This window comes from Pseudomonas sp. B16120 (assembly GCF_044218845.1).
Taxonomy (GTDB): Bacteria; Pseudomonadota; Gammaproteobacteria; order Pseudomonadales; family Pseudomonadaceae; genus Aquipseudomonas; species Aquipseudomonas paracarnis.
The window spans coordinates 875,720-894,101 of the sequence record NZ_CP162588.1 but is presented as its reverse complement, the minus strand read 5'-3'; the positions used below and the strand labels follow the sequence as shown (position 1 = coordinate 894,101).

The 18,382-nt window shown below is 59.2% G+C and carries 13 protein-coding genes and 2 rRNA genes; 7 read left to right on the top strand and 8 right to left on the bottom strand.

The window, feature by feature from the left end; translation table 11 throughout:
- The first annotated feature begins 63 nt into the window (after positions 1 to 63).
- From acpA to AB4P90_RS04320, 3 genes are all read left to right on the top strand, one after another.
- Positions 64 to 1,764 (top strand): acid phosphatase, encoded by a 1,701-nt coding sequence (gene acpA / locus AB4P90_RS04330; RefSeq protein WP_395605683.1) that lies wholly within the window; start codon positions 64 to 66, stop codon positions 1,762 to 1,764.
- Positions 1,765 to 1,883: 119 nt separating this feature from the next.
- Positions 1,884 to 3,053 (top strand): hypothetical protein, encoded by a 1,170-nt coding sequence (locus tag AB4P90_RS04325; RefSeq protein WP_072434126.1) that lies wholly within the window; start codon positions 1,884 to 1,886, stop codon positions 3,051 to 3,053.
- A gap of 135 nt (positions 3,054 to 3,188) precedes the next feature.
- The gene (locus AB4P90_RS04320) at positions 3,189 to 3,704 is read left to right on the top strand and encodes a hypothetical protein (RefSeq protein ID WP_014716787.1); all 516 of its coding nucleotides are present in this window, start codon (positions 3,189 to 3,191) and stop codon (positions 3,702 to 3,704) included.
- On the opposite strand, the gene can is transcribed toward AB4P90_RS04320, so the two are convergent.
- The gene (gene can, locus AB4P90_RS04315) at positions 3,701 to 4,345 is read right to left on the bottom strand and encodes a carbonate dehydratase (protein WP_003188288.1); all 645 of its coding nucleotides are present in this window, start codon (positions 4,343 to 4,345) and stop codon (positions 3,701 to 3,703) included. The two genes, AB4P90_RS04320 and can, sit on opposite strands and share 4 nt — an antisense overlap.
- Before the next feature lie 138 nt (positions 4,346 to 4,483).
- Here can and AB4P90_RS04310 point away from each other — a divergent pair, with 138 nt between their 5' ends.
- Positions 4,484 to 4,888: a hypothetical protein gene (locus tag AB4P90_RS04310; protein WP_014716786.1), complete on the top strand. Its 405-nt coding sequence runs from the start codon at positions 4,484 to 4,486 to the stop codon at positions 4,886 to 4,888.
- 118 nt (positions 4,889 to 5,006) lie between these two features.
- Here the strand turns inward: AB4P90_RS04310 and rimI are convergent, their stop codons facing one another.
- Positions 5,007 to 5,459: a ribosomal protein S18-alanine N-acetyltransferase gene (gene rimI, locus AB4P90_RS04305; protein WP_003188286.1), complete on the bottom strand. Its 453-nt coding sequence runs from the start codon at positions 5,457 to 5,459 to the stop codon at positions 5,007 to 5,009.
- Positions 5,452 to 6,198, bottom strand: a complete 747-nt coding sequence (locus AB4P90_RS04300; RefSeq protein WP_014716785.1) for a hypothetical protein — start codon at positions 6,196 to 6,198, stop codon at positions 5,452 to 5,454. Before AB4P90_RS04300 ends, rimI begins: the two co-directional genes overlap by 8 nt.
- Before the next feature lie 187 nt (positions 6,199 to 6,385).
- Between AB4P90_RS04300 and mksB the strand changes: the two genes are divergently transcribed.
- From mksB to mksF, 3 genes are read left to right on the top strand one after another with little or no spacing between them, the layout of a single operon-like run.
- Complete coding sequence (gene mksB / locus AB4P90_RS04295) at positions 6,386 to 7,663, top strand: Mks condensin complex protein MksB (protein ID WP_014716784.1); 1,278 nt, start codon at positions 6,386 to 6,388, stop codon at positions 7,661 to 7,663.
- Positions 7,653 to 8,360, top strand: a complete 708-nt coding sequence (mksE, locus tag AB4P90_RS04290) for an Mks condensin complex protein MksE (RefSeq protein ID WP_014716783.1) — start codon at positions 7,653 to 7,655, stop codon at positions 8,358 to 8,360. The genes mksB and mksE overlap by 11 nt, the downstream gene beginning before the upstream one ends.
- Positions 8,357 to 11,197, top strand: coding sequence for an Mks condensin complex protein MksF (gene mksF, locus AB4P90_RS04285; protein ID WP_014716782.1), 2,841 nt, complete (start codon positions 8,357 to 8,359; stop codon positions 11,195 to 11,197). Before mksE ends, mksF begins: the two co-directional genes overlap by 4 nt.
- 186 nt (positions 11,198 to 11,383) lie before the next feature.
- Here the strand turns inward: mksF and AB4P90_RS04280 are convergent, their stop codons facing one another.
- From AB4P90_RS04280 to AB4P90_RS04260, 5 genes are all read right to left on the bottom strand, one after another.
- On the bottom strand, positions 11,384 to 13,687 hold the full coding sequence (locus AB4P90_RS04280) for a PqiB family protein (RefSeq protein WP_014716781.1): 2,304 nt from the start codon (positions 13,685 to 13,687) through the stop codon (positions 11,384 to 11,386).
- Positions 13,680 to 14,303 (bottom strand): paraquat-inducible protein A, encoded by a 624-nt coding sequence (locus AB4P90_RS04275; RefSeq protein ID WP_019817033.1) that lies wholly within the window; start codon positions 14,301 to 14,303, stop codon positions 13,680 to 13,682. Before AB4P90_RS04275 ends, AB4P90_RS04280 begins: the two co-directional genes overlap by 8 nt.
- Entirely contained in the window at positions 14,290 to 14,949 is a 660-nt protein-coding gene (locus AB4P90_RS04270; RefSeq protein ID WP_102666834.1) for a paraquat-inducible protein A, read from the bottom strand. Before AB4P90_RS04270 ends, AB4P90_RS04275 begins: the two co-directional genes overlap by 14 nt.
- A 190-nt stretch (positions 14,950 to 15,139) precedes the next feature.
- Positions 15,140 to 15,255: ribosomal RNA gene (gene rrf / locus AB4P90_RS04265) — 5S ribosomal RNA — on the bottom strand.
- A 157-nt stretch (positions 15,256 to 15,412) separates the two neighbouring features.
- Positions 15,413 to 18,304: ribosomal RNA gene (locus tag AB4P90_RS04260) — 23S ribosomal RNA — on the bottom strand.
- Positions 18,305 to 18,382: the final 78 nt, after the last annotated feature.

Here is an 18,382-nt window from a genome sequence, read left to right as displayed (position 1 = left end):
GTCACATTCCATTGCTACCGTCCTGCGAAATATCTTGCAACATCTCGCCAAGGATTCCTCGCAATGAGTGACGAGCACAACGACCACCCTGCCCACGACTGCGCCCCCAAAACGCCGGTAGACACCAGCCGTCGGCGCTTCCTCGGCGGTGCGGCGGTGTTGGGGGTGGGTGCAACCTTGAGTGCCTGCGGCAATACCAGCGAAGCACCGAGCCCACCCGTGACGCGGCCGCTCACGCCCCAGGAACTGGACAAAGCGTTGCGCGAGCAGGTGAAAACCGTGGTGGTGATTTACGCCGAGAACCGCAGCTTCAACAACCTGTTCGCAGATTTCCCCGGGGTGGAGAAACCGCTGTCGGCGTTAACCGCCAAGGACTTCCAGCAGCGCGACCGCGATGGCAGCGTATTGCCTGCCCTGCCACCGAGCTGGGGCGGTGTGTTGCAAGTCGGCCCACAAACGGTGGACGGGGTGACTTACCCCAGCGAAGTGCAATTCCAGCAAAACCTGCCCAACGCGCCGTTTGCCCTCAAAGGCCCGCAGGGCGAAGACCTGCCATTGAGCCTGGTGACTCGCGACCTGTGGCACGTGTTCTACCAGAACCAGATGCAGATCAACGGCGGCAAGAATGATGGTTTTGTCGCCTGGGGCGATTCCGGTGGGCTGGTGATGGGCCATTACGCCCAAAGCCGTTATGCCCTGCGCCTGTGGGACGTGGCCAAGGAGTTTGTGCTGTGCGATAACTTCTTCCAGGGCGCGTTTGGTGGTTCGTTCCTTAACCACCAGTACCTGATCAGCGCCACCGCGCCGTTTTATCCCAATGCCGCGCAGTCGGTGGCCAAAGCGCAGATCGCCACGCTGCAAAGCGATGACCCTCGCGGCACACGCCTCAAACCCTTGGACACGTCACCGGCCAGCGCCATGTCCGGCCCGCCGCAATTCGGCCCCAGCGCACTGACACCCGATGGTTACGGGGTAAACACCCTGGCCCCGCCCTACTGGCCCACCTGGATCCGCGACCCGCAGAACCCGGATTATTCCAAGCCCGACCTGCCCAATGTGCTGGTGCCGCAAACCCACGAGCATATTGGCGACAAGCTGTCGAAGAAGAACATCGACTGGGCCTGGTACGCCGGTGCGTGGCAAGCCACCCTGGAGCAGTTCAAGGACTCCGGCGGCATCCCCAAGATCCCGAATTTCCAGTACCACCACCAGCCGTTCAATTACTTCAAACAGCAAGGGCCGCAAAACCCCGCAGAACGTGCCAAGCGCTTGCGCGACGGTGGCTTGGGCGATGAGTCGAGCACCAACCGGTTCTTCGCCGACGCCCAGTCCGGCAAGCTGCCCGCCGTGAGCTTCTACAAACCCCAGGGCAACCTGAACATGCACGCCGGTTATGCCGACGTGGCCTCGGGCGACCGCCATATCGCCCGCGCCTTGAAGGTGCTGCAAGAAAGCCCGCAGTGGAAAAACATGGTGGTGGTGGTGACCGTGGATGAAAACGGCGGCTGGTGGGACCACGTGGCGCCGCCCCAGGGTGACCGCTGGGGCCCAGGCTCGCGGGTGCCGGCGCTGGTGGTGTCGCCGTTTGCCCGCAAAGGCACGGTGGACCATACGGTGTACGACACGGCATCGATCCTGCGTTTGATCACCCGGGTGTTCCAATTGGAGACCCTGGACGGCCTCAAGCAGCGTGATGACGCGATGATCGCACGCGGCCAGAAGCCCATGGGCGATCTGAGCAATGCTCTGCAGTTCAGCCTGTAGGGGCTTATCCAATAACGACATGCCGGGCGATTTAACACGCGATTTTCCTGGTCAGCCGCTACTGTGTGCAGGTGGGCTTCCATCCCGCGCAGACGGGCTTCGCTGACAAGGAATTGACTATGTTTAAACCGACCAGGCTGTCCTTCACCCTCGCCGCACTACTGGCGAGTGCGGTCGTACAGGCCGACATCGAGGTGCCACTGGGCAGCACGCAGCGCGTCACCCAGTTGTTCGCGTACCCCAATAACTGCAACGTGATCTGCTTTCGGCCATGGTCACTGGAGCAGACCGCCGAACACTATTTGAACCAGAGCCTGCAACGTGACGGTTACAGCCGGGCCAAGGTCAGTGTGAAGACCCACGACGGTCAGGTCACGGCGACCTTCAGCGGCGTGCCAGACGGTTACGGCCAGCCACTGACCACGCTGCTCAATACCGCCGACCTGGCTTACCAAGGTGCGCGCCAGCTCAACAGCGATGGCAAATGGGCCTACAACTGGTACCTGTTCCTGCCGTTAGGCATGGCCTTGGAAAACCGCAAAAGCATTGAGCTGTTGCACTTCCCTCCGGATTACTCGCTGACCCAGGCCCAGGATTACCTGGAATCGGCCACCACCGACCGCTGGGCCACCTTGTTAAGCGAAAATGGCGTACCGGCCACGGAAACGCCGGCGTACCAGACCATCATCGATATCGCGCCCATCGCTGCACCGTCCAATGCCGGCAAAGACCTGGAAACCGTCTACGGGTATTTCACCGACTACCAGACCCGCATGGTCAAGGAGCTGAGCCTGCGCCCTGGCGGCGCATTGCCGATGGTGGCCTTCGGCGCGCCGGTGCGTAGCTGGATCCAGCAACAATACGGGCAAACCGTGGGCGTGCTGAGCCTGGCGCAGATCAGCCCGGAGCCTGGCAAAACCGTCTCGGTATTGGGCGCCAACCACCCCAGCTACATTTGGTATGCCGCCAGCCCCGACAGCTATGACGGTGACGAGCAAAAAGCCGACGACGCCGGCTTGAAAGTGATGGGCCAGGACTTGAGCGCCGCCTGCTGGCAAGCCGGCATGGGCCAGAAGCCCGCCAGCGATGCAAATGTATTGCTCAAGGCCTGCCAGAACACGTGGCAGGTCACGCGCAAGGAGCAGACGTGTGAGTTGTTCTACACCTCGGTGCGCCACCTGACACCCGAGCAGGCCAACGCCAAGTGCGCCACAGCGCCCATCAAGGCGCAGTTGAAACAGCTGAGAAATGCCGCCCCCGCCCCCACCGTCACGGCCCCTGCGCTTTAAGGTGAATAAACCGTTTCTACTGTCAACTTTGACAGTAGAAATCGGATCCCACTTCGGCGAATCTTGGGCCGCGCCCATTTGCTGCAAGACTGGCCGCCAGGTCCGCAGGTCCATGCAGCCCCGTTCAGGAGAGTAATGAAAACTCGAGCCATGGATAAGGCTAAAGCGGCTGTGAATGACGGCCTCTATCCCTTTGAAACGCTGCAGGTGGAACAGGGTTACCCCTCGACCGCACAATTCAAGGTCGTGCGATACCCTAATGGCAAGAGGGGTGGAATCAAAGCGCGCATCGACTTTGACAGTCGAGTACGCATCGCCCTGGTTTCAGGCTACGCAGTCAGCGAGCGCCGCTCGCATACGCTGCAACTGTCGTCGCGTATCCACTTGTACGATAGCTGGTTCTGCGGCCTGATACGGCACTCCTGCAAGCCGAACGTGCTTCTGGACACCACGTACATGGAACTATGGACCCTGAACACCATTACCGCAGGCAGCCTGCTGACCCTGGATTACGCCATAACCGAAGACGCGCTGTACCGGCAGTTCGCTTGCCATTGCGGCGAGCTGAACTGCCGGGGTTGGATCACCGGCAGCAAAGAGCCGTTGAACGCCCAAGGCCTGGCCTGGTGGCACGAAAACAAACGGCTCTAGGCTTCGCCCAACGGACGCAGGCGGTATTGCGGCGGCAGTTGCTCGAAGCCACTGATGGTGGTGTTCAAACTCTTCCAACGGCCGTCCTTGATGCCATAGATGCAGCCATGGATCGACAGGCTCTGCCCACGGTGCCAGGCATTTTGCACAATGCTGGTGTGGCCGACGTTGGCCACCTGCTGGATCACGTTGAGCTCGCACATGCGGTCCACACGCTCTTCTTCGGTCGGCAACTGGGCCAGCACATCGCGGTTTTCGTAGTAAAGGTCGCGAATGGTGCGCAGCCAGCCATCGATCAGGCCGAACTGGCGGTCCTGCATCGACGCACGCACGCCGCCACAGCCGTAGTGGCCGGTGACGAGGATGTGTTTGACCTTGAGCACGTCCACCGCGTACTGGATCACCGACAGGCAGTTGAGGTCAGTGTGCAGCACCACGTTGGCGACGTTGCGGTGCACGAACAGGTCACCAGGCAACATGCCGACGATCTCGTTGGCCGGTACACGGGCATCGGAACAGCCGATCCACAGGTATTCCGGGGTCTGCTGGCGGGCGAGCTTGGCGAAGAATTCGGGATCTTCCTGTTTGATCGCATCCGCCCAGCGTTCGTTGTTATCAAGCAGGTCTTGTAGTTCGTTCATCAGGGAAGCCTCAGGAATGATGCGCAGGTTTGTGACTGACAAGCCCTCGTCCGGGTCACGCCAGGCGCTAATTAGCTTGAATTTTTTGGCTGCCATGCCTGTCCACACACTATAAGCCCCACAGTATGAGGATTGGCCATGACTGAATCACGACGTCCCTACGGCGCAACACAGCCGGAACCGATCGATGACAACGAAGACCGCATGGGTGAGATGCGCGAGCTGGATTTTGACGAGCAGGACCAGACTGCGGAAATCGGCGACGAGTTGCCGCGCCGTGAGCGCGACCATCTGATGCCCGACGAACGGGTGCGCGAAGCCGGGCTGACCGGCGCTTCGACGGATGATCATGAATCCACCGATGACGATATGAGCCCGCAGACGCTGATCCGTGAGGACGGCGCACGAGATGCGCAGGAGGAAGGCGAAGACAATGCCGCCGACTATGACTTGAGCGTCGTGGGAGAAAATGACATTGGCGGCGGGAGTGGGCTGGATGAGGCGGAACTGGCTGATCTGGACCCACTGAACGGCAAGCGCTGACCCGATGGGAGCTGGCTTGCCTGCGATGGTATCACTGCGGTGTTACTTGAAAACCGAGGTGCCTGCATCGGGGCAAGCCCGGCTCCCACAGAGGCTCTGCACATAGGGGGCTGTGTATTTAATCAACCAGGGTGCAGGCCATCACGACTGCATCTTCGCGGCCACCCACAGCGGGGTAGTAATCCCGGCGACGGCCGATCTCGTTGAAGCCATAACGCTCATACAGGCGAAACGCGCCGGTATTGCTGTCCCGCACTTCGAGGAAGCATTCTCGCGCATTGGCGGCATAGGCACGCGACATCAAATGCTCCAGCAGCGCCAGGCCCAAACCACGGCCCTGGTTTTCCGGTTTCACGGTGATGTTCAGCAGGTGCGCTTCATCGAGGATGATCTGCACCACCCCATGCCCCACTTGCTGCTCGCCTTCGAACATCAGCCAGATCTGGTACTTGCCCAGCCCGTCGAGAAAAATCCCACGGGTCCACGGGTGGCTGAACGCCGCGTATTCGATTTTCAGCACGGCGTCGAGGTCAGCCTCGGTCATCGGGCGAAAGGATAAAGCCTCACTCATCAGTTGTTTTCCAGCGCGCCATCAGCCGGCGCATGGCTTGCCAGACATCAGCCTTACGCTGTGGCTCTTCCATTAATAATTCCAGGCCCGGCAGGGCCCACACCGACCCCAGGCCTTCAACCTGCAGCTCGCGGTACCAGGCCTCAGCGTTGGCTTCACCGGCAAACCGCACGGCGGGCAGGCCAATCAGCCACAGGCACACGCAGGGCTCGTCTTCCAGGCGTGCCGAGACAAACCCCTGGACGAAATCTCGTGCGGCCTCCGGGCCCTGGTCCATGGTGCCGCGCACCAGCAGCGGCCAGCGCACCGGCTCACCGACGATCTGAGGACTGTCAGGCAGGCCGGCGGCGCGCAGCATGTCCTTGAGCAACAGGTAGGCCGGGTCGCGGGACTGGAAACGCTCGCCGGTCGGCAGTTCCACCAGCAACAGGCAACGCCCGGCCCGCAGCAATTGCAGGGCAAAGCGTGGCGGCGGCACCACGGGCGCCTTGGCCACCGGCGCAGCCTCCTCCACCACCTTGGCAGCCTTGGTCGCCGGCGCAGGGCGCGGCACTTCGATCTTGGCCCGCTCGACCGCCGGGCGCGTCTCTGGGGTGGGTTTGACCACCGCCACGGGCGCGGCCGCCTCTTCTCCCGACGACTCGAACGCCTCGTAGGGCTCAAGCGCCTGCAACAACTCGGGCCGCGATGGTGCGGCAAACGGCAGTTCGGTGCGGGGCAGCCAGTTGACCACCTGCATGGCGGTCAAGTAAGCGCGACGTCGGGACTCGATAAGCACAGCTCGGCCACTTGTGGATAAGTAAAGAGCGGGGATTCTACCGCTGTTCGGCCACAATCGCCCACTGCGCACTGACCGGCTGTGGATAAATCCCGCGCCTGATGCAGTACAATCGCGACTTTTAATCGCCAACCAGCCGGCCATTCCCATGATCGAACCCAAGCGCGTCCTGCGCGCCCTCGCCGAACACTGGGCCTTACTTGAGCCTCTGTGCGAACACTTCGACCAAGGCACCCTGAGCCTGGGCGAGCTGCGCGCGCAATTGGCCGCCCAACAACTGGACAGCACGCCCCAGGACATCACCAGCCTGCTGGACGTGTGGATTCGCCTGGATATCCTGGTGCCTGTCGCCAAGAGCCCGAACCGTTTCGAGCTCAACGCGCAGATCCACGACTTCCTCGCCTATCTTCGCAAGGAGCACCGGCTTGGCCTGTGCCTGGAAATCGAAGCCTACCTGCGCCACCTGGAGCGCCTGGCCGGTTATATCCAGGACGCCTTCGACATCCGCGACGGCCATGACCTGGCTCGGCAACTGCGCCTGCTGGATATGCGCGTGCGCGACGTGCTGAAAAAACTTGCCAACGACGAACAGGCCCTCGCCGCCGTGGCTGACCGCGCCAAGACCAGCGACCGCCAGATTCCGTTGCGCCAGCGCTACGCCGAAGTACTGGCGACCTGGGACGAATACGTCGAGCCGATGATCCAGTTGGTGAACGCCGACGGCGCCTTCGAGCAAGGCGTGCGCAAGGTGGAAAACGTGCTGCTGCGCATGCTCACCGAGCAACAGCGTCTTGGCCACCTGGTGGACGACGACATGCTGCTGCGCACCCACGCACGCATTCTCGAAATGCAAACCAGCGCCCAGCTGACCTTGCGCCATGCACGGGAGTTGCTGCTGCCGCTGCGTGAAGAAGCACGCCGGCATAACGCCGTGACTCGCGGTGCGGCGCTGGCCCTGTCGGCGATTCGCCGCAAAGGCCTGGACGCGGTGCCGCAAGCGGCGATGCCGATGTTCACGCGGCCGCAAAGTACCTTCCTGGGCAGTGCCAGCCAAGTCGAAGCCTATGTGTACGCCTTGGCGAATTTCGAGCCGAAACCGGCGCGTTTCCCCAAGGCGCACAAGTCGCACAAAGGCGAAGCCCCGCGCGCACCGCGTACGGTCAAGGAAATGCTTGAACGCTGCGAAGACGCGTTGCCAATGCCGGACCTGATGACCTGGCTGCTGGAGCAGGAACCGGACGGCGCCACCGATGAATTGCTGTACTGGTTCTCGCGCCTGTCCCGGGAAAAACGCTTCAAGCGCGAGCGCCTGGAACGTCGCGATTACCACACCCACGAGCACCAGGTCAGCCTGCGCTCCTTCGCCCTGCTCCCGGCCGGCGTCGATGCCACCGAGAATTCTGCGAGCACGCCTTATGCATCTTGATCTATCCGAACTGTCCCAACTGGCGCCGATCTTTCGCGAGCTGTTCAAGGGTTACCACGTCAGCCGCCGCGACCCGGAGCTGTACGCGCAATTGTCGAACTTCCAGGACCAGTACCGCACGCTGTTCAAGGCGCTGGGCTTTGAGCTGGTATGCGATACCCGCGGTTTCTACTACTTCGTCCCGGACACCGCCGTGGCTGCCGCGCAGGTGAACAAAACCGCCCAGCGCCTGGCCTTGTTTACTTTCATCATCGTCGAACACCTGGCCGACCAAGGCCGCGACCCGGTTGCCGTGCTCGACGGCGGCAGCCTGGGCCGTGATGAATTGCCTTCGTTGCTGGAGAAATACCGTGACCTGTTTATCCAGGCCGAGGTGCAAACCCAGGAAGAACTCGAAGAAAAAATCATGCGCCGCATGACCCAACTGGGTTTTGCCAGCGAAGACAACGGTATCTACCGCTTCCTGCCGCCGATGCACCGCTTCCTGGACGTGTGCCTGTCGGTGCAGCAAGACCGCGACCTCGCCGCCAGCGTGCACAGCGTACTGCCACTGCCAGCACCGGTGATTATCGACGAAGACAGCGATGAGAAACTGCTGAAGACCGATGACCCGCTGGATTTGAGCGCCTTCACTGAGGAAAGCGAAGAAGATGCCCTGGCCCGTGCCATTGCCGAAGAACAGGAGACCGACGCATGAGTAAGGAACGCTACGGCATCCGCCGCTTCGCCCTATTGAACACCGCCGGTTACAGCCTGGGTTTGTTCCCGCTGGAAGAGCCGCTGTCGGTGTACGGCGCCAACAACCTGGGTAAATCCGCCTCGATCAACGCCTTGCAGTTCCCGATCCTGGCACGTATGTCGGACATGAGCTTCGGCAAGTACACCCTGGAACAATCACGGCGTTTCTACTTTGCCACCGACACCAGCTACATCCTGGTAGAAGTCTCGCTGCCCCACGGCCCCCACGTCATCGGCGTGGTCGGCCGCGGCCCGGGCGGCGGCTTTGGTCATCAGTTCTTTGCCTACGCCGGCAAGCTGGACCTGGCCCACTACCAGAAAAACGACACCTGCCTGCGCCAGAAAGAGCTGTTCACCAACCTTGAGCGCGAGGGCCTCAAAGCCTACGAACTCAAGCCTGATGAGCTGCGGCGCTTGCTGGTGGGCGGGCATACGTCGATCCCGCTGGACCTGACCCTGATTCCGCTGCGCTCCACCAGCGAGCAGAGCCTGAAGACGTTCCGCGCGCTGTTTATCAACCTGCTACACATGCGCGAAATCACCGCGGCCAAGCTCAAGCAACTGTTCCTTGATGCCTTCGAACACAGCCTGCGTTCGGGCAGTGTCGATTACATCGCAGCCTGTGAAGAAGCCTTCCGCGATGTGCGACGCATGGAGCAGGACTACAACTCGCTGGTGGCAGCCGGCCCCTTGGTTGAAGCCTTGGCCAATGGCGTGAAACAGCGCGACGCCCTGCGCGGCAAACTGCATCGCCTGTCGCCACTGCTGGATTCATTGCTGGGCACTTGGTCGGACTACGCCAGTGCGCGCAAGGAAGAGCTGACCATCCAGGCCGAACACTACCGCAACGAGCAGGACGCGCTGCAAAACGACCAGCGCGGCGGCACCCAAGAGCTGATGCGCCTGGAGCGCGAAATCAGCGGCATCCAGCGTTGGTTGGGCGAGTTGTCGGTGCTCAAGCATCGCTTTGCCCTGGTGGATGACGTCAAGATGCTGGAGCAACAACTGCTCGCCGCCAAAGACGCCCACGATGAACTGGCGGGCGCCTTGGCGCAGTCGCGACAGTTCAGCGCCGAGGACCTGGACGAGCGCCTGCGCGACCTGGAAAAGCGCTTGAAGTCGGTCAAGCAGCAGCTCGATCACGCGGACAACAACAGCTACGCCAAGCTGCGCGAAGAGTTCTCGCAGCAGGATGTCGAGCGCCTGATGCGCCTGTTCAACAGCTCGTTGTTCAGCCTGCCGCTGGGCGAACATGGCATCACGCTGGACGAGGACGGCCAGTGGGTCAAATCCCTGGAGCAGATCCTCGATGGCTTCAAGGGCGAGCGTTTTGAAGTGCCGGGGCTGTCCATCGATATCTCGCACATCGAGCCGCCGGCACTGCAAGCCCTGGCGGACCGCGCCGCGTTGCGTGACCAGAAAGAACGTCTGGAAAAAGAACTCAAGCAACTGAAAACCCAGCAGGCCGTGGCGTCCGACCGCGCCGCGAGCAAGACCCAGACCGAAGCGCTGTACCAGCAGGTACTGGATGCCCAGAAGGCCCTGGAAGACTTCCGCCGCACCCAGACCCTGAGTGCCGAGGAAGGCGAGAAGCTGGAAAACCTGGCGCAGATGGAAGCCGCCCAGGACGAGTTGAAACGTTCCAGCGATGCCTTTACCGAGCGCGTCCAGCAACTGTCGGCCAAGCTGCAATTGGTCGGCCGCCAGATCGGTGACATGGAAGCCAAGCAACGCACGCTGGATGACGCCTTGCGCCGTCGTCAGCTCTTGCCGGCGGACCTGCCGTTCGGCACGCCATTCATGGACCCGGTCGACGACTCCATGGACAACCTGCTGCCGCTGCTCAATGACTATCAGGACAGTTGGCAGGGCTTGCTGCGCGCCGATGGCCAGATCGAAGCGCTGTACGCCCAGGTGCGTCTCAAGGGCGTGGCCAAGTTCGACAGCGAAGATGACATGGAGCGTCGCCTGCAGCTGCTGATCAACGCTTATGCGCACCGCACCGATGAGGCGTTGACGCTTGGTAAGGCACGTCGTGCGGCGGTCACCGATATCGCCCGTACCCTGCGCAATATCCGCAGCGACTACGACAGCCTTGAACACCAGTTGGCGTTGTTCAACCGCGAGATCAACAAACGCCAGGTGTCCAACCTGCAGAGCTTTCGCATCGTGCTGGCGCCGAACAAGGAAGCCCTCAAGCATATCGACCAGATCATCCACAGTGCCGGTCAGTATGAAGAAGGCGAGACCCTCTCGGTGTTCGACCTCAGCCAGAGCGCCGAACAGGACAACAAGAACGAAGAAGCCAAGGAATACCTGGCTCGCCTGGTAGCCGCCAACCATAACCAGTTGGGCCTCAAGGACTTGTTCGAATTGGCGTTCGAGATCACCAAGGTCAACGGCCAGCCGGTGATCCATACCGACATCGACGGCGCTGCGTCCAACGGCACCACCATGACCATCAAGGCGCTGACCAACATGTACCTGTTGCTGCACTTGATGGACCGCGACCAGGCCGGTCGCGTACGGTTGCCGTACTACCTCGATGAAGCGGCAGACATCGATGAGAAGAACCAGGCCGCCTTGCTGGAAACCAGCTTGCAGCTGGGCTTCGTGCCGATCCTGGCGAGTGTAAAGCCGCAGGTCTCTGCCCAGGTGGCGATTGACCTGGAAGGCGGCAGCGGGCCGAACGGGATCTACATCGATGAGGCGGACTGGAAGTACATCCGTCGCCATGATGTGGTGAAGGCGACGATGAATGTACAGGCGGACGAGCCGGAGCTGGATGAAGTCTGACGGGTTGTACTGAAAGGCAAAAAGGCCGCGATCCTTTGGATCGCGGCCTTTTTTTCGGTTTGGGATTTGCGGTGTGTTTGTGGGCCTCATCGCGGGCAAGCCCGGCTCCCACAGGGATATGCATTTTCAGCAAGTATGCATTCCAACTATGGGAGCCGGGCTTGCCCGCGATAGCCGCGCCTCGGTTTATTTACCGAGTGGAATCTTAGGCGCCCAGGTCAGCCATTCATCCTCAAACTTGTCGAACAACGGGAACGTCTGCTGCGGCCGTGCCGGGTTACCCATGCGCTCGCCATCCGGGGTGGCAAAGGCGATCCCGCCGGCCACCAGCGTTTCCAGGGACTCGGTACGCACGGTCGCGCCCTTGAACAAGCCGAAGTCGAGGCCAAAGCCGCTGGTGTTCCAGAAGCGGCTGCCACTGCGTACCAGCGGCGCGTACTTGGGTTCGATCAGGATGTGCACCAGCACGCGGTCAGCGGTCTGGCCCAACTCGTAGCCGGTGACTTTACCCACCGTCACTTCACGGTAGGTGACCGGTACCCCTTCCTTCAGCGAACCACGGCGGGCAGCGCTGAGTGTGAGGCTCAGGCCAGCCTCCTGATGCACCGCTTCGGGCGGCTGGGCCAGGGCGACAAAACTCTTTTGCGGGCCGGCATTTTTCGCGGCCGGTTGCACTTCGATGTATTGGCCGGTGACCAGGGTCTCCAGGTTAGCCGTCTTCATCAGGCCCAGTTCCGGCTTGACCACCCAGAACTGACTGCCCGTACGCGCAATGCGGTCCGCGACCTGAGTGATACGCGCCTTGAGCAGCACCGACTGCATGTCGGCACTGAGGTCGACACTTTCGATCTTGCCGACATCCAACCCCTTGAAGCGCACCGGTGTGCCGGCGCTCAGGCCGTCGGCGCGGTCGACTTTGATGGTCACCAGAGTGCCGTGCTGGTTGGCGGCATCACGGTCGGCATACAGGCGAAAGCGCGGGATGCGATGTTTCAATGGCACATTCGGTTCCGGCGTTTCGAAGGCGATACCACCCGCCATCAGGCTGGCCAGGGACTCGCTTTTGATCTGGATGCCGCCGGTGAGGCCGCCCGTAAGGGTGACGCCGCTGGCATTCCAGAAGCGCGTCGAGCCGTTGACCAGGCTTTCGTATTCCTTCTCGATATGAACGCCGATCACCAGCTGTTTTTTCTTGCGTGAAAACTGGTAGCTCTGCACCGAACCGACTTTGACCTGTTTGTACAGAATCGGGCTGCCGACATCCAACGAGCCCAGGCTGTCGGTGAGCAGCACCATGTGCAGCCCCGGGGAACGCAGGTCCAAAGGCGGGGCCTTGGCGCGGGCTACGTATTCGCGTTGTGGCGGGGTGCCTTTGTCGCCTGGGCGAATCGCGATGTAGTTGCCCTTGACCAAGGCCTCCAGGCCAGTGATGCCTGCCAGGGAGATGGACGGCTTGACCACCCAGAATTGCGTGTCTTCGACCAGGTAATCTTCAGCCAATGGATCGAGGGTCAGCTCGGCGCTGGCGCTGGACAGGTCCGGATCGATCTTCAGGGTTTTCAGGCTGCCGACCTGGATGCCTTTGTACATGACCGGCGTACGCCCGGCCTGCAGGCCTTCAAAGTCAGTGAGCTTGACCTTGACCTTGATCCCCGCTGCGGCGGCATCGAAATCTTCGTATAGGCGGAAAGGCAGGCTCGGGTCGGTGGGCGGGCTGTCTTTGCGGTTTTCAGGAGTGGCGAAGGCGATACCTCCGGCGACAATGCTGGAGAGGGATTCGCTGCGCACTTTCAAGCCGGAAAGGTTGGCGTCGATACTGATGCCGCTGGCATTCCAGAAACGCGTGTGTTTGCGCACCAGGTTGGCGTAGGTCGGCTCGATATAGACCTTGATCTCGACGGTGCTCTGGTCTTCAGACAGCAGGTAGCTTTTAACCTGGCCGACCTGAATCTGCTTGTAGAACACCGGGCTGCCACGGTTCAGCGAGCCCAGGCGATCGGCCTTGAGGGTCAGGTGCAAGCCGGGCTTGGCGTCGGATAACGGCGGCTCTTCGGAGAGCGCCTTGAACTTGCGCGTGGGCTCGCCATCACCGGGGCTGGCGGCGATGTAGTTACCTGAAACCAGGGTTTCCAGGCCGGTGATACCGGCAAGGCTGACGCTGGGCTTGACCAACCAGAAGCGGGTGTTGGTCTTGAGGTACTGCTCCACGTCCTTGTTCATCTCGATGGTGGCGATCACCCCGCGATTGCTGCCTTCGTCATCCAGGGCCAGGGTTTTGACCTTGCCCACGGTCATGCCTTTGTAGACCACTTCGGTCTTGTTGATCTGAATGCCTTCACCGCTCTCAAAGCGAACTTGAATCTCGATACCTTGCTGGGAATAGGCACGCCACCCCAGCCAGCCACCGATGATCAGGGCAATCAGGGGCAACACCCAAATGGCCGACCAGTTAGAGGCTGGGCGGGTTTTAGCTTTAGGCAAATCACTCATGGTCGTCGTCCGACTCCGTGTTATCCCAAATCAGTCGGGGATCGAAAGTTACTGCGGCAAGCATCGTCAAGATCACCACACTGGCGAACGCCGCAGCGCCGAGGTTGGCCTCGACACTGGCGAGTCGCCCAAAGTTAACGACCGCCACCAGGATGGCGATCACGAAAATATCCAGCATGGACCAACGCCCAATGAATTCGATAAAGCGATACATCACAATGCGTTGTTGCGCGGACAGTGGCTGGTGACGCTGCACCGAGAAAAGCAGCAAGCCAATGCCGACCAACTTGAAGGTCGGTACCAGGATACTGGCGATGAACACCACGGCAGCGATAGGAAACATCCCGTGCTGCACCAATTGGATGACACCCGACATGATGGTGCTGGGGTCGCCTTGGCCGAGGGAGCTGACCGTCATGATGGGTAACAGGTTAGCGGGGATATACAGGATTGCGGCGGTGATCAACAGTGCCCAGGTGCGTGTAAGGCTATTAGGGCGACGGGCATGGATCAACGCGCCGCAACGGGTGCAGAGTTGCTCATCGGTATCCGCTTCCTGCTTGTTCAACTCATGGCATTCGGTACAAATCAGAATGCCTGCATCAATCGCCCGCATGGTCATCCTCTCCTGACAGCGCTTGCCAGATCTGATGAGGTGACATCACCACCTCAAGCAGAACTTGGACTATTAATAAACTGACGAAGCAGACCAGACCCAGGCCAATGGTGATGGAGGCCATATCGGCGAGCTTTACGATCGCCACCAGCACACCCATCAAGTAGACCTCCAACATCCCCCAATCCTTCATGTGGTGGTAGATGCGGTATAGCAGCAGCCCGTAATTGCGCCCTATGTTCCAGCGAATACTGAGCAGCACTGCCAATTGGCACAGGAGCTTGAGCAAGGGGATGCCCATGCTGCACAGGAACACTACGGCGGCAACGCCTTGCATACCGGTATCGAACAGGCCGACCACGCCGCTCCACACGGTGTCCTCCGAGGACTGCCCGAGTAGATTGAGCTGCATGATGGGCAAAAAGTTCGCGGGGATGTACAGCAGCAGGGCTGCCAGTACCAAGGCGAGGCTGCGCTCGGCCACATTGTGCCGATGAGCGTATAGCTCGTAACCACAACGTGGGCATTGGGCTTTTTCGCCGAGGGCGAGCGTTGGTTTGCGCATCAGCAAGTCGCACTCATGGCATGCCACCAGATCGTCTAGCGGTAAATCCGATACCTCGTGGGCATCAACCGGATCGGGCATAGATAGGGCTCTGACTCTAAAAATGGTTAGGTGGCTATTCTAGTGGTGTCGCTCAGAAATAACTGTGCAAATTTGTCGGGACAGTCAGGTCGCAGGTGGGGGCGGACAGGCGTGCGGGACAAGGTGGACACTTTTCGAGCGCCCAAAACAAAACCCCAACTGCTTTCGCAATTGGGGTTTCGGAATTTAATCTTGACGATGACCTACTCTCACATGGGGAAACCCCACACTACCATCGGCGATGCATCGTTTCACTGCTGAGTTCGGGATGGGATCAGGTGGTTCCAATGCTCTATGGTCGTCAAGAAATTCGGGTACTGAGTCGTGGCCAGCTGGCCTCGCTTCAGCAAATTGGGTATGTGATAGATCGTGGTGTTTTGTGAGCGTCGAACTTTCGGTTCATTTTCGTCTTCACACACCGCAATCTGGCCTCTCTCGAGTTCGCAAATTGCTTGGGTGTTATATGGTCAAGCCTCACGGGCAATTAGTATTGGTTAGCTCAACGCCTCACAGCGCTTACACACCCAACCTATCAACGTCGTAGTCTTCGACGGCCCTTCAGGGAACTCAAGGTTCCAGTGAGATCTCATCTTGAGGCTAGTTTCCCGCTTAGATGCTTTCAGCGGTTATCTATTCCGAACATAGCTACCCGGCAATGCCACTGGCGTGACAACCGGAACACCAGAGGTTCGTCCACTCCGGTCCTCTCGTACTAGGAGCAGCCCCTCTCAAATCTCAAACGTCCACGGCAGATAGGGACCGAACTGTCTCACGACGTTCTAAACCCAGCTCGCGTACCACTTTAAATGGCGAACAGCCATACCCTTGGGACCGGCTTCAGCCCCAGGATGTGATGAGCCGACATCGAGGTGCCAAACACCGCCGTCGATATGAACTCTTGGGCGGTATCAGCCTGTTATCCCCGGAGTACCTTTTATCCGTTGAGCGATGGCCCTTCCATACAGAACCACCGGATCACTAAGACCTACTTTCGTACCTGCTCGACGTGTCTGTCTCGCAGTCAAGCGCGCTTTTGCCTTTATACTCTACGACCGATTTCCGACCGGTCTGAGCGCACCTTCGTACTCCTCCGTTACTCTTTAGGAGGAGACCGCCCCAGTCAAACTACCCACCATACACTGTCCTCGATCCGGATAACGGACCTGAGTTAGAACCTCAAAGTTGCCAGGGTGGTATTTCAAGGATGGCTCCACGCAGACTGGCGTCCACGCTTCAAAGCCTCCCACCTATCCTACACAAGCAAATTCAAAGTCCAGTGCAAAGCTATAGTAAAGGTTCACGGGGTCTTTCCGTCTAGCCGCGGATACACTGCATCTTCACAGCGATTTCAATTTCACTGAGTCTCGGGTGGAGACAGCGCCGCCATCGTTACGCCATTCGTGCAGGTCGGAACTTACCCGACAAGGAATTTCGCTACCTTAGGACCGTTATAGTTACGGCCGCCGTTTACCGGGGCTTCGATCAAGAGCTTCGCGTTAGCTAACCCCATCAATTAACCTTCCGGCACCGGGCAGGCGTCACACCCTATACGTCCACTTTCGTGTTTGCAGAGTGCTGTGTTTTTAATAAACAGTCGCAGCGGCCTGGTATCTTCGACCGGCATGAGCTTACGGAGCAAGTCCTTCACCCTCACCGGCGCACCTTCTCCCGAAGTTACGGTGCCATTTTGCCTAGTTCCTTCACCCGAGTTCTCTCAAGCGCCTTGGTATTCTCTACCCAACCACCTGTGTCGGTTTGGGGTACGGTTCCTGGTTACCTGAAGCTTAGAAGCTTTTCTTGGAAGCATGGCATCAACCACTTCGTTACCTGAAAGGTAACTCGTCATCAGCTCTCGGCCTTAGAATCCCGGATTTACCTAAGATTCCAGCCTACCACCTTAAACTTGGACAACCAACGCCAAGCTGGCCTAGCCTTCTCCGTCCCTCCATCGCAATAACCAGAAGTACAGGAATATTAACCTGTTTTCCATCGACTACGCTTTTCAGCCTCGCCTTAGGGACCGACTAACCCTGCGTCGATTAACGTTGCGCAGGAAACCTTGGTCTTTCGGCGTGGGTGTTTTTCACACCCATTATCGTTACTCATGTCAGCATTCGCACTTCTGATACCTCCAGCAAGCTTCTCAACTCACCTTCACAGGCTTACAGAACGCTCCTCTACCGCATCACTTACGTGATACCCGTAGCTTCGGTGTATGGTTTGAGCCCCGTTACATCTTCCGCGCAGGCCGACTCGACTAGTGAGCTATTACGCTTTCTTTAAAGGGTGGCTGCTTCTAAGCCAACCTCCTAGCTGTCTAAGCCTTCCCACATCGTTTCCCACTTAACCATAACTTTGGGACCTTAGCTGACGGTCTGGGTTGTTTCCCTTTTCACGACGGACGTTAGCACCCGCCGTGTGTCTCCCATGCTCGGCACTTGTAGGTATTCGGAGTTTGCATCGGTTTGGTAAGTCGGGATGACCCCCTAGCCGAAACAGTGCTCTACCCCCTACAGTGATACATGAGGCGCTACCTAAATAGCTTTCGAGGAGAACCAGCTATCTCCGAGCTTGATTAGCCTTTCACTCCGATCCACAGGTCATCCGCTAACTTTTCAACGGTAGTCGGTTCGGTCCTCCAGTTAGTGTTACCCAACCTTCAACCTGCCCATGGATAGATCGCCCGGTTTCGGGTCTATTCCCAGCGACTAGACGCCCTATTAAGACTCGCTTTCGCTACGCCTCCCCTATTCGGTTAAGCTCGCCACTGAAAATAAGTCGCTGACCCATTATACAAAAGGTACGCAGTCACCCAACAAAGTGGGCTCCCACTGCTTGTACGCATACGGTTTCAGGATCTATTTCACTCCCCTCTCCGGGGTTCTTTTCGCCTTTCCCTCACGGTACTAGTTCACTATCGGTCAGTCAGTAGTATTTAGCCTTGGAGGATGGTCCCCCCATATTCAGACAAAGTTTCTCGTGCTCCGTCCTACTCGATTTCATGACTAAGAGATTTTCGCGTACAGGGCTATCACCCACTATGGCCGCACTTTCCAGAGCGTTCCGCTAATCTCAAAGCCACTTAAGGGCTAGTCCCCGTTCGCTCGCCACTACTAAGGGAATCTCGGTTGATTTCTTTTCCTCAGGGTACTTAGATGTTTCAGTTCCCCTGGTTCGCCTCTTGCACCTATGTATTCAGTACAAGATAACCATCTTATGATGGCTGGGTTCCCCCATTCAGACATCTCCGGATCAAAGTCTGTTTGCCGACTCCCCGAAGCTTTTCGCAGGCTACCACGTCTTTCATCGCCTCTGACTGCCAAGGCATCCACCGTATGCGCTTCTTCACTTGACCATATAACCCCAAGCAATCTGGTTATACTGTGAAGACGACATTCGCCGAAAATTCGAATTTCTCAATTAAGAGAACTCA